The organism is Clostridioides sp. ES-S-0001-03 (assembly GCF_020676075.1).
Lineage (GTDB): Bacteria > Bacillota > Clostridia > Peptostreptococcales > Peptostreptococcaceae > Clostridioides.
On sequence record NZ_JACVWJ010000010.1, the window covers coordinates 104403 to 117688 of the forward strand.

At 29.1% G+C, this 13286-nt stretch carries 15 protein-coding genes; all 15 read right to left on the reverse strand.

The annotated features are described in order from the left end of the window. Positions 1-72: 72 nt before the first annotated feature. Complete coding sequence (fabZ, locus tag IC174_RS17415) at positions 73-501, reverse strand: 3-hydroxyacyl-ACP dehydratase FabZ (protein ID WP_227483562.1); 429 nt, start codon at positions 499-501, stop codon at positions 73-75. A gap of 15 nt (positions 502-516) precedes the next feature. Next, positions 517-1536: a rod shape-determining protein gene (locus IC174_RS17420; protein WP_227434545.1), complete on the reverse strand. Its 1020-nt coding sequence runs from the start codon at positions 1534-1536 to the stop codon at positions 517-519. Between the two features lie 197 nt (positions 1537-1733). Then, complete coding sequence (gene spoIIID / locus IC174_RS17425; RefSeq protein ID WP_044212029.1) at positions 1734-1994, reverse strand: sporulation transcriptional regulator SpoIIID; 261 nt, start codon at positions 1992-1994, stop codon at positions 1734-1736. A 97-nt stretch (positions 1995-2091) separates the two neighbouring features. Then, the gene (locus IC174_RS17430) at positions 2092-2760 is read right to left on the reverse strand and encodes a M23 family metallopeptidase (RefSeq protein WP_227434544.1); all 669 of its coding nucleotides are present in this window, start codon (positions 2758-2760) and stop codon (positions 2092-2094) included. Between the two features lie 65 nt (positions 2761-2825). Further along, complete coding sequence (gene spoIID / locus IC174_RS17435; RefSeq protein WP_227434543.1) at positions 2826-3890, reverse strand: stage II sporulation protein D; 1065 nt, start codon at positions 3888-3890, stop codon at positions 2826-2828. 86 nt (positions 3891-3976) lie between these two features. Further along, on the reverse strand, positions 3977-5230 hold the full coding sequence (gene murA, locus IC174_RS17440) for a UDP-N-acetylglucosamine 1-carboxyvinyltransferase (protein WP_227434542.1): 1254 nt from the start codon (positions 5228-5230) through the stop codon (positions 3977-3979). A 20-nt stretch (positions 5231-5250) separates the two neighbouring features. Next, positions 5251-5988, reverse strand: coding sequence for a YwmB family TATA-box binding protein (locus IC174_RS17445; protein WP_227483563.1), 738 nt, complete (start codon positions 5986-5988; stop codon positions 5251-5253). 85 nt (positions 5989-6073) lie between these two features. After that, positions 6074-6943 carry a 4Fe-4S binding protein gene (locus IC174_RS17450; RefSeq protein ID WP_227483564.1) on the reverse strand — a complete coding sequence of 290 codons (870 nt, stop codon included), beginning with the start codon at positions 6941-6943 and terminating at the stop codon, positions 6074-6076. Positions 6944-7128: 185 nt separating this feature from the next. After that, positions 7129-7662: a rhodanese-like domain-containing protein gene (locus IC174_RS17455; RefSeq protein ID WP_227483565.1), complete on the reverse strand. Its 534-nt coding sequence runs from the start codon at positions 7660-7662 to the stop codon at positions 7129-7131. Between the two features lie 20 nt (positions 7663-7682). Then, a complete protein-coding gene (locus tag IC174_RS17460; protein WP_227483566.1) occupies positions 7683-8420 on the reverse strand; it encodes a rhodanese-like domain-containing protein in 738 nt (245 codons plus the stop codon). 43 nt (positions 8421-8463) lie between these two features. Beyond that, on the reverse strand, positions 8464-9204 hold the full coding sequence (locus tag IC174_RS17465) for a rhodanese-like domain-containing protein (RefSeq protein ID WP_227434538.1): 741 nt from the start codon (positions 9202-9204) through the stop codon (positions 8464-8466). Positions 9205-9339: 135 nt separating this feature from the next. After that, complete coding sequence (locus IC174_RS17470) at positions 9340-10377, reverse strand: ABC transporter ATP-binding protein (protein ID WP_227434537.1); 1038 nt, start codon at positions 10375-10377, stop codon at positions 9340-9342. 20 nt (positions 10378-10397) lie between these two features. Then, positions 10398-11192 carry an ABC transporter permease gene (locus IC174_RS17475; RefSeq protein ID WP_227483567.1) on the reverse strand — a complete coding sequence of 265 codons (795 nt, stop codon included), beginning with the start codon at positions 11190-11192 and terminating at the stop codon, positions 10398-10400. Positions 11193-11200: 8 nt separating this feature from the next. Then, entirely contained in the window at positions 11201-12076 is an 876-nt protein-coding gene (locus IC174_RS17480; protein WP_227483568.1) for an ABC transporter permease subunit, read from the reverse strand. Beyond that, entirely contained in the window at positions 12066-13283 is a 1218-nt protein-coding gene (locus tag IC174_RS17485) for an ABC transporter substrate-binding protein (RefSeq protein ID WP_227483569.1), read from the reverse strand. Before IC174_RS17485 ends, IC174_RS17480 begins: the two co-directional genes overlap by 11 nt. Positions 13284-13286 lie beyond the last annotated feature (3 nt).

The window sequence follows — 13286 nt, forward strand, 5'->3', positions numbered from 1 at the left end:
TCCAAATTATCTACCTTTTTATTTTGATATTTATTCTTCTATTTTATTTAATGCTTTTCATTCTTAAAAATTTTATTTCTCTACTAGAGCAAACATTAACTCACCTTTACAGACAAGTTCTTCACCAACATAAGCTTTAGCATCTGCTTTTGCTATATTTCTTCTAAGCGTTGTCATTTCAACTTCCATAGTCAATGTATCTCCTGGTCTTACTTCTCTCTTGATTCTAACTTTATCAATACCAGCAAATACACCTAATTTCCCTTTATTTTCTTCCAAAGACATCATTGCTACTCCACACACTTGTGCTAGAGCTTCTACTATCAGCACTCCTGGCATCAATGGGTAATTTGGAAAATGACCTTGAAAAAATGGTTCATTAACTGTTACATTTTTTATACCAACAGCTCTTTTTCCAACTTCTAACTCTGTAATCTTGTCTACTAATAAAAATGGATATCTATGTGGTATTAGTTCTTTTATTTCATCTATATTTAACATTTTAAACTCTCCTAATTATTTTCTTTTGAAAGACCCACCTGTTTCAAGTAAATCTATTGAGCCTAAGGCAATCCCTGTTCCTTTCGCAACACAAGATAGTGGTTCATCTGCTATTGTAACAGTTATTCCTGTTCTCTGTTCTATTATCTTATCTAATCCATATAATAATGAGCCTCCGCCAGTCATTATTATACCAACATCACCTATGTCTGCTGCTAATTCAGGTGGTGTTTTTTCTAAAACAGCATGAGTTGCAACAACTATTTGTTCAACACATTCTCTAAGGGCTTCTAACATTTCTGCTGAGTTTATAGTTATAGAACTAGGAAGACCTGTAATCAGATTTCTTCCTGTTATTTTCATATACTTTTCTTCTTCTCTCTTAAATGCAGAACCAATTTCAAACTTAATTTTTTCTGCGGTTCTTTCTCCAATAAGAAGATTATGTTGTTTTTTCATGTACTTAACTATAGCATCATCAAATCGGTCTCCGCCAACTTTTATAGATTCACTTACAACTGCTCCCCCTAGTGATATTACGGCTATATCTACAGTTCCTCCACCAATATCTATAATCATATTACCATTAGGTTGTGATATGTCTACACCAGCTCCTATAGCTGCTGCTATTGGCTCTTCTATGATATACACTTCTCTAGCCCCAGCTTGTCTAGTAGCATCCTCTACTGCTCTCTTTTCTACTTCTGTAACACCTGTTGGCACACATACCATAATTCTAGGCATGAAAAATCTTCCAAATCCCTTTTTATCAACTATCTTATCTATAAAAGATTTTAACATCTTCTCAGTTACATCATAATCTGAAATTACACCATCTCTTAAAGGTCTTATTGCAACTATATTTCCTGGTGTTCTTCCTATCATTTTTTTAGCCTCTTCTCCTACAGCTAAAACAGAATCTGTTCTGTTGTCTATTGCAACAACAGATGGTTCTTCTAAAACGATTCCCTTACCACTAACATAAACAAGTACATTTGCAGTACCTAAATCTATGCCTATATCAGCTCCAGCCATTTTTTCAACTCCTTCATTTATATATTAGATTATATTATAAGCCTATTTATTAATACTCCTATAATAAAGCATATACAAAAATCTCGCTTTAATCAAGAGAAAATAAATGTTTTGAGAGTATTATTCTTTTGCTATTTATAATTATATAATATATTTCTTACAATAATTTAATGTAATAAAAAAAGTAGGTTTTTAACCTACATTTTTTTATGTTCCTTCTCATACTTTAATTTCGTTGCTAATCCCCCTCTAATATGTCTCTCTGATTTATTTTTGTCTAGCACACTTTTAACTTCTTTGGCAAGGGATGGATTTATTTCCTTTAATCTTTCTGTAACATCCTTGTGAATTGTACTCTTACTTACTCCAAATGTCTTGGCTGTTTGTCTTACTGTAGTGTTTTTTTCAAGTATATATTTTGCTACCACTATGGCTCTTTCCTCTATATGAGATCTCAAAGATTACCCCCCTCACATAATAGCTTTAATGATATATATGTAAAAACACCAAAAAATATAACAAGCTTAACCAAATATGATTAAACTTGTTATACTTTTACTTAATTAGACTCATTGGGTCTATAGATTTTTCTCCATTATATGCTTCTAAATGCACATGTATACCCTCTTCACTTTCTATCTGAGAAGTACTTCCTACAGTCCCTAATGATTGTCCTTCTGTTACTTTCTGATTCTTCTTAACACTAACATTTTCATCTAGATTTGAATATACTACTACAGTATTATTGTCGCTTTTTATTTTTACTGATTTTCCATATTCTTCATCATCAAATACATCTACTACCATTCCGTTTAATAGAGATTTTATTTCTTTACCTTTAGTACAACTAACATCTATACCTTTATGAGTTTCCCAAACATCCAATGTTTTAGAATAACTAGGTTCTTTTTCTGAATATTCTCTTATTATCTTATCACCAATGTAATTTAATTTTGTTGTACTTGACTTATTTTCTTCTTTTGCCTTAGCTTTTTCTAAGTTTTGTTTTGAATCTGTCGCAGTAGGGATAGCATCTTTCTTATCTTTTTCAATTAAATGTATTTCCTCTTCACTATCTTTATTAGATTTTTCTATCATGCCTTTATTAGAAGCTAATTTATCTACATTATTATTTGTAAACCAAACTCCACCTACTGCTAATAAACAAACACATACAAATAAAGATAAATAAAAACCATCTTTTTCTAACAGTTTTTTCTTCATTTCGCACCTCCAAATATATTTCTACATTTGGATTATTGACGTGTTTTTGGTATTTTATACAATTATTAGTATATATCTTTTATTTTTGTATCAGTATAGTAATGTGATAATATATCATAGTATTTATAGCCTTCTTCTGCCATACCTTCAGCTCCCCATTGGCTCATACCAACTCCATGACCATATCCTTTTACTACAAAATCTATGTATCCTTCTCCAAATTTTATATCAAAGTTTGCAGAATTTAAGTTAAAAACAGTCCTCACATCTTTTCCTGTGACTTCTTTGTTTCCTAATTTTATTTTTTCTACAGTTCCAGCATCGCTTCTTTCAGTTATTGCAACTTGTTTACTCAAATTATTTACATCTATCACAATGCTACTATAAGACTTTCTAAGGCTCTTAACAAAATCTGTGTTGCTTATTTTAAGTGTTGATGCAAATTTGGGAGAATACTTATCATATGGGCTTTCTACAGATTTTAAATAAGGATATTTTGATGAAAATACCTCTTCACTATTCTCTGTTTTCCCTGATGAGGTAGAGAAATAAAGAGGAAGTATAGCCTTATCATTGTAAGTTATTATCTGCCCCTTAGTGCCTTTAACTGCGTTTTTAATTTTAGAATACTTATTTTTAATCCATTCTTCACCATTCAACTTTTTAAGAGTCGCATAACTCTTGTATTCTTGACAGTGTTTATAATCAGTACATACCACTGCATTTTTATGTTTACTTGATTTCCCATGTTCTTGCTTATATACTACATACGTTCTAGCTGCTACAGCTTGGGCTTTTAAGGCCTCTATATCAAAATCCGAGGACATCTCACCAGCTAGTACTCCACATAAATAGTTTTCCATGTCCATTTTTTCAACTTTACCTGACATGTGATTATAGACATTTATAACTGGTGTTTTTTTGTCTACAGTTTCATAGTTTACTACCTTTTTATCTTCTTTCTTACCTTCATTTTTAATATCATTTTTTTTAATGGTTTTGTTTATGGAAACTACTTTCTCTGGTTTTTCAGTTAGCTCCACATTTTTGTAAGAAACTAAAGTTATCAATGAAGGGACTAACACAGAGCAAGTTACAAATCCTAACAAAACAACTAATGGGTTCTTCATATACTCTCCTCCTTAGCTTTTAAAACCTTGTATTTAAGTATATGAACAACCCTATCAATTTATAACTTACTTATCTAAACCGATTATTAATCTTCTACTATTTTGATTTGACCACCTAATGCTGTTATCTTTTTATCTATATCAACATAACCTCTTTGAATATGGTATATTTCTCCTATTTGAGTTTCTCCTTCTGCTATAAGACCGCATAAAATAAGCGCTGCTCCTGCTCTTAAATCAGTAGCATTCACTGCTGCACCGTGTAATTCATCTACTCCATTAACAACCGCACTTCTTCCGTCTATTTTTATATTAGCACCCATTCTATTGAATTCAGCAACATGCATAAATCTATTTTCAAAAACAGTTTCTATAACTACACCAGTTCCATTAGCTACAGTAAGCATAGCCATAAATTGAGCTTGCACATCTGTAGGAAACCCTGGATGTGGTAAAGTCTTTATGTCTATTGGCTTTAATACCTTTGGACCTACTACTCTAACAGAATTGTCCATCTCTGTAATTTCACAACCAGCTTCTCTTAATTTAGCTACAACTGGCTTTAAATGCTCCATTAAAACATTTTCAACTGTTATATCACCTTTTGTCATAGCTGCTGCAACCATATAAGTTGCTGCTTCTATTCTGTCTGGAATTACATTATGTTCTGCTCCTTTTAACTCCTTAACACCTTTTATCTTTATAGTGTTAGTACCTGCACCTTTAACATCTGCTCCCATTTCATTTAAGAAATTAGCTAAGTCAACTATTTCTGGTTCTTCTGCTGCATTTTCTATTATTGTAGTTCCTTCTGCTAAAGAAGCTGCCATCATTATATTTTCAGTAGCTCCAACAGATGGGAAATCTAAATACAATTTATTTCCTACTAATTTTTCTGTTGCTGCTTCAACAAAACCGTGGTCCATTTCTATTTTTGCACCTAAAGCTTTAAATCCTTTTAAATGTAAATCTATAGGTCTCGTTCCTATAGCACATCCTCCTGGCATAGAAATTTTTGTACTATTAAATCTAGCAAGTAATGGTCCCATAACCAAAAAAGAAGCTCTCATCTTTCTTACAAGCTCATATGGAGCTTCACAAGTTCTTATATTACTTGCGTCAACAGTAAGTGTATTTTCTTTATATTCAACTTCTGCTCCTACATGTCTTAATAAATCTGATATAACATGAACATCTCTTAAATTTGGAACTCCATTTAAAGTTGATTTCCCGTTTGCTAATAAAGTTGCTGCTATTATTGGTAAAACTGCGTTTTTTGCGCCATCTATTTTAACACTACCTTTAAGTGGATTACTCTTTTTTACTATTATCTTAGCCATATTTTCTGATCTCCTCATAATTAATAATCTAATTTTATAATTGGTGTGGCAATATATATGAGTGTTTTTCCATCGTCCTCATTATATTTAATTCCTATATTTAAATTGATTTTTTCCCCTAAATATTCTAAATCATCATCATTTAATACTTTACTATATGCTGTTATAGATAAAAAGTTTACGTCTTTCACTTTATCTATTTGCTTAGCACTCATATTATATAATATTTTTTGTAAAATATCATCATATTTGTGGTTTTGTAACCTTTTTGTGTATTCTCCAACAATACAAGCAGATACATCTACTTGAGATGAATATTTATTTAACACGTTTTCTACACTACTATAAATATCCTCTTTATGTTTATATACTTTGTTGTCCAATATGTCAACTATTATGTAGCTTTCTTTATTATTTTTATTTATTCCTTTTATAGAAATTTCTTTATCGCTATCTTTTATAGTAGCATATAATTGTATTTCATCGCCATACCCTTTTTGGTTCCAATTTATTCCTTTTTCATCTAACTTTAGATTGTTAATTATTTCTAGAAAAATATTATGTAATTCTTTATTTGATAAATTGTAATTTATAACAGAATTAATTTTTATATTATAATATTTAAAATCGGCTTCTGAAGTTTCAAGAGCACTAATTAATTTATTATATCTAGTATTTATATTTGCATCTGCATAAGATATTGTCATGCCTATAGCCATTAACATAAAAAAACTTACAACTAATTTTATTATCTTCATAATAAAAATCCCCCTTAAATTTGTTTTTCTCTATAACAGAATTATTAACAAATTTAAGAGAGATATACTTTATCAATATGTATTTTTATGCATTTTGTAATTTTATATTAAATAAATGTTTTTCAAACTCTTCGATTCCAATTCTCTCTAATACTTTACTTATTCTTTCTCCTGGACTTGCTAATTGTTTATATGTATAAAATACATCTTGCACTAATTCTTCTATATTATCCTCTGTATACAAATTACTAAGTCTATCTCCAAATCTATAGCCTCTTCCCATTCTACCACCAAGATAAACAGCTAGTCCTTTTTTATCAACTTCCATAGCTCCAAATGGACATGCTTGAGCACACTTTCCACAATTTACACATTCTTCTTTATTCCACACTAATTTCTTATCTTCCATATAAACTGATTTTTGTCTACAAGATGATGTACACAATCCACAATTTTTACATTTATCTTCATTAAATTTTACGTATACTTGACCTACTATACCCACATCATTAGTATTTGCTTTTGCACAGTTATTTGGACATCCAACTAGTGTAATTTTAGTTTTAGATGGTAAATCATATCCAAAATATGAATCATGTAACTTTCCACATAATTCTTGTGTATCATATATTCCATGTTGACATACAGTACCTTTGCATGCAACTAATGGTCTTACTTTTTTACCCGTACCACCATGCTTTAGCCCTACAGCTTTTAAATCTTCCTTCATTAAATCTATATCTTCATACTTTATCCATGGTATTTCAACAGCTAATCTAGTAGTAACACCTAAATAACCTCTACCATATTTTTCAGATAACTTTGATAAGTTGATAAGCTGTTCTGCTGTAAAGTTTCCCGCTCTACTCAATATTCTTATTGAGAAATACCCTTCTTGGCTTTGGGCTAATATACCTTCAGCTTTTAACCTTGCTTTTTCATCTTTACTAATCATATTTCACACCTCATAATATATAATTTTATAATTCTATATTGCTAATAATATGTTTAAATAAGTGCACATCCATATAAGCATATTCTAACTATGTTTATATTTTAAAACATAACAAAAGTATATTCAACTTAATAAACTGAATATACCTTCATTTTAAACAATTATATTATATTTTTTACAAAATTCTATTTTGAATCTCCTGTTTCAATTGGATTTGAATCATCAAGACTCCATCCCATCCATCCATCACTATAGAGAGAAGTATTTTCAAATCCCATAACATTTGCATATGTTAATACCTCTGCAGCACGCCATCCACTGCCACACATAAATGCAAGTTGTTTATTAGTATCTATATTTTCTTTATCCCACATTGCCAATATTTCATATTGATTTCTCATTGTGTTATCTATATTACGATACTCTTCTAGTGATACACTGTCACTACCTGCATGACCATATAAGGCTCCTGGTATACGACCTTTTTTATCATAATAGCTATATCCAGATATTTTACCTATATGTTCATCCCAAGAACGATTGTCCACTAATGTAAATTTATTTTTATCTCTTAGTTTTTGCTTTAATTCTGGTATACTAACAATTAGTTGTGGATTAGCTGGTATATTTGCTCCAAAAGTAGTACATGAACTTTTTGGATTGCTAGTTAACTCCAGCTCATATCCTTCTGATAACCATGAGTTTATTCCACCATTCAAAACTCTTACATCTCTTACTCCTATATAATAGCAATTCTATAAGAAGCCATAGATGCGCTACTTGAAACTATCACAGTATCATCTTTTGTAAATCCATAGTCTAAAGCAAATTTGGCCAAATTATCATTGTTAGTAAGCATCCATGTTGGAGGAGGTTCTATAATATCAGTATTTATATGAACACTTGTAGGTATATGCCCTTTTGCATAAGATTCTTTTTCTTCTCCCCAACTTGCTTCAATCATTTTTATATTCTTAGAATATTCAAATGTCTCTGGAATTTTTCCATCCAAGATATCTTTTATTATGGAAGCAGGTACTATCATTTGATAATTTTTATATCTTTCCATTGGAAGATTTTCATTATTTGCCCATTGTTTAATATCATATTTATATAGATTTTTATATCCTTTTTTAGATAAGTAAGTAGCTACAAGTAAAGCATCTTTTCCATTAGCATCATATAGTACTATATTTTTATCTAAATCAATACCTTTTGTTTTTAGTGCTTGTTCTAATACTTTGTCTTTTTTATCTGAGTCTACATATAACCAATTCGCAGAAAAATCTACTGCTCCTCTTATATGCCCACCTCTTTTTACTCCATCTAATTTCCAGCCATTATATGCATCATTTAAACGAGTATCAACTATAACCCAAGATTCATCTTGTACTTTCTCTTTCAAATCTTCTGTAGAAATTGATTTAACATTAGCACAAAAACCTTCTTCTATTTCTTCTCTTAATTTCTTCGACATAATTTGTACTCCGATTTCTAATCAATCTTTTATTATTTTAAATCTATTTAACTAAATCAAAATCATATTCATCCACACCATCAACTGAATTATATACTTTTGTAAATCCATTCTCTGAAAGTATTTTAGCTGCTTGCCCACTTCTATTTCCAGTTCTACAGTATAAGATTATATCCTTATTTTTATCAAGTTCTCCCATTTTCTTTTCTGTGTCTTCTAATGGTATATTGATAGCCTCTTTTAAATGTCCAGTTTCAAATTCTTTTGACTTTCTAGCATCTATTACTATAGAATCTTTATTTTCGCTTATTAACTTTAACATTTCAGGCGCAGTTATATCATTATATGTAACTAATTCATAATCAAAATCTTTCACACCTTCTACATTATAAACATCTTTAAATCCATTTTTTACTAATATTTCAGCAGCTTTTGCACTTTTTTTACCTGAGTTACAATACGCTAATATAGTTTTATCCTTATATCCTTCTAAAGCACTTAATTTATCTTCTAAATCATCTACTGATATATTTATACCATTTATAATATGACCTTTAGCATAGTCCTCTGCACCTCTTACATCTAATATCAATAATTCTTTATTTTTCTTCATCATTTTTACAGCCTCTTCACCTGTGGCTTCTTTATAACTAGCCTTATCTTGACTTTGAGAAGATTCTTTTGGTTTTTCTGATTCTTTAGAATCACAACCAACTACACTCCCTAATGTTAATACTAAAGTTAAACCAATAGCTAAAACTTTAAATCTTTTACTAAATTTCATAAAATTACCCTCCAAATATTAAAAATATTCCCTTTTTTGATATAAAATCTTATTTTATTATAGTATTCGAATTCATTATAACAAAATTAAAATATATTTGATACTTATTTACTTGTTTACAGCCATAGTTTTTTTCTATAGTTCAACAGGAAAGAATAGAATTTTTCTTTGTTCCATAAACACATCTACCTTTTCATTTATTTCATATAAATTATTGTTGCTACTAGCTTTTAATACCGTTCCATCAATATCTACATCATAGTAAACTTTATCTCCTGCATATCTTTTTTTTAATATAGACCCTTGTCTTCCTACATCATTATCAATCGTTTTTAGGATTATACTTTCTTTTGGTATCATTAACTCTACATTATCTATATTTATATTTTTATATTTATCTAATTTAATAGAAATTATATCATTTACAAATTCTCCATTTCTTATATTTCCGATTAAATAATTTTTTTCTCCAAATATATTTGCAACTTCTTTACTTTTGGGATTTTCATAAAGATTATCAGGTGTGTCGAATTGTTTAACCTCACCATTTAACATAACTGCTATTCTATCACTCATCATTAACGCTTCTTCTTTGTCATGTGTTACTAATATCGTTGTTATCTTTAGATGTTTTTGTAATCCTAATACAAATTCCCTCATTTCATTGCGTAAATTAATATCTAAATTTGAAAATGGCTCATCTAATAACAGTACCTTTGGATTTATTGCTAAAGACCTTGCTATTGCAACACGTTGTTGTTGTCCTCCTGAGAGTTCGTTTGGATATTTATTTTCATATCCTTTTAACTTAACTAAATTTATAAGCTCGTTTACTTTACTTTTTCTTATATTCTTATTTATTTTTTTCATTTTAAGACCAAATTCTATATTTTCATATAAAGTCATATGTGGAAATAATAAATAATCTTGAAAAACTATTACAGTATCTCTTTTTCCTATAGGTATATCTAATACTGATTCATTATTTAAAAGTATATCTCCGCAATCAGGATGTAAAATACCAGCAATTAATTTTAGAGTAGTACTTTTTCCACAACCTGATGGACCTAAAAGAGAAACTATTTCTCCTTCTTTTATATCTAAATTCATATTGTTTAAAACTTTGATTTTGTTAAAACTCTTACATAAATTTATAAGTTTAACTGATGACAATTATTACACCTCCAATCATACTAAAATAGCCTTGTATTTTGAATATGCTTATAGTTCTTTTTTACATTGTATTCTATTATTATCAAGATAAATAAACTTATTATTAAAAAGAGCATACTATACAAAGATGCGATTGTCCTGTCTCCACTTTGTATATATGGAAACATAATCATTGGATAAGTTATGACACTACCTCCGCCTATAAGAAGAGTCAAAAAATATTGACTAAAGGATATTATGAAAGACATACTTGATGCACCCAATATCCCTGGCAAAATCAAAGGGAAAGTTACATATCTAAATGTATTAAATCTACTTGCTCCAAGTACTTTCGCTTGTATTTCTAAATTATCACCTATTAATTTATAAACATCTGTTATTATTCGAACTGAATATGGTATACATGGAAGTATATTTATAATAATTACTCCCAAAATATTATTGGCCAGACCTATTCTAATAAATGCTATATGTATGCCCATAGCAACAGATATTAGTGGAATTATAATTGGAGACAATATCAGTAACTCACAAAACCTTTTTCCTTTAAAATCGTATAGTGCTAACGCTTTAGATGCTGGTATACTTAATAAAATAGTAACTAAGACTACAGTTATTGATATTATAATACTTCTCAAAATGATATTCAGATTATTTATATCCAAAATATATCTAAATCCTCTTAATGAAAATTCCTTAGGTAAAAGATTTGGAAATGGCCATGTATTTACAACTCCCCATATTGACAATAATATTATAGGAGCTATAATAACTACAAACATGATATTAAGAATTATATTAAATTTTTTACTCATAGATACTCCTATACATTATATTTTGATATTTTATTAAAAAATCTATCATAAATTATTAATAGTATAAAACTTATTCCAGATAATACAACATTGATACACATTGAGATTGGTCTTTGCATTAAATCTGAGCTAGAATAACTCAAATATGCTTGAACTGGTAATGCTTTTGGAGTTGATGCACCTATTAAAAAAGGTACTTCAAAAGAACCAAATGAAAAGGCAAAAATTATTATAAATGAAGAAATTATTGTAGGCATAGCAAGCGGCAACACTATATATCTAAACGTTTGAAGTTTACTTGCACCTAAATTTATAGACACTTGTTGTAGATTATCATTTATATTTTTCAATATATTATAAACCATCAGTGTTATATATGGTATTCCTTTCCACAAATAAACTAAAATTATCCCTATTCCATTTTTATCAGAAACCATTGGTATAAATTCAGATGAATCCTTTATTATATTGAAAAAATAAAATACTCTTGAAACTATACCTGTTTGAGAAAATATTATAAATACCAATAATACAGCTATTATATGTGGAACTACTAGTGGAACATTTAGAATCATATATCTAACTTTAGAAAATTTATTTTGAGACATTATATATGCTAAAAGTATACCTATAATAATAGCCAAAATTGATGACACTAAAGAAATCTTCAAACTAAAGATAAGAGATTCTAAAAAATTAGAATCTCTAAAAATTTCTCTATAATAATTTAATGTAATTTGCTCAAGACCAATCTGAGGAAAAAATCCTAGACTTTGTGAGATGCAATTTATAATTCCTACACCCATTATAAGTATCAAGATGATAGATACAGGTGCTATTAATAAATATGGAATTATTTTATCATTAATTATTTTACTTTTCACTTTCTAGTACCTCTTGAGTCCATATTTTTTCTATTATTGGAACTATTCCTGCTTTTAATTCTGGAACTGAATTTTTTAATACTATAGTTTCACTAAATTTCTTAACATCTTCACCTGGAATCTTCTTCATATCTAAAACAGATGTATCTCCCCAATTTTTAGTTTCTGTCTTAGAGGATTGTGCATCTATACTCATCAAAAAATCTATTAACGCTATTGCACCTTCTTTATTTTGAGAATTATCTGGTATAGCAACAAAATGTGTGTTACTTATATTTCCTTTTTCAAATTCTATTGCTTTTGTAGATTTGCTAAACTCTCCACTTTCTATCCTTCCTAATAATACATTGGGAGCATAAGTCATTGTAAAATAGGTTTCATTATCTGAATACATATTATCTAACTGAGAAGATGTCGCAGGATAAGTTTTACCTTTATTCCATAAGTATGGTTTTATTTCTTTAAGATACTCCATAGCGGGTTGTATGACTTGTTTTACTTTAGCTTCATCTTCTGGTAAATTTTTTACTTTATCATATCCTACTACATCATATATTATATTTCTGACAAATGCACTTCCTGTAAAATCTGGTGGGGCTGGATAGGTAAATTTTCCAGGATTAGATACAATTACTTTTTTTAGTGTTTTTGCATCAGTTATTTTTGTATTAATCTTAGATATGTCTGTTACAACTGCAAATTGAGATTTACCCCAAGGAGCTTCCATCCCCTCTACCCTAACTCCAAAATCTGTAGTAATATCTTCAGAAGATGAATCAACATACTTTTCATAATTAGAAAGTTTCTCTACAAAAGGTCCAAATAGCAATTTATTCTCTTTTGCTGTTTTGAAGTTTTCTCCATTTATCCAAACCACATCTATAGTACCCTTAGCATTTCCAGCTTGTTTTTCTGACAATAGTTTATTAAGAATGTTTTCTATATCCATTCCTACTCTTTTTACAGTTATGTCATAGTCTTCTTTCATCTTTGGAATTACATAACTATCAAACCATTTATTCATTACTTCATTTCCACCATATCCATAAAAGTTAACTGTTGTACCTTTTGCAGATTTTAAAATCTCTTCATTGCTACTTTTTAATATATCTTTTTGAGGCTCTTCTTTTTTATCGTTATTTGAACACCCTATCAATCCAAATACAAGCCCTAAACATAATAATATTGTTAATATCCTCTTTTTCATTTT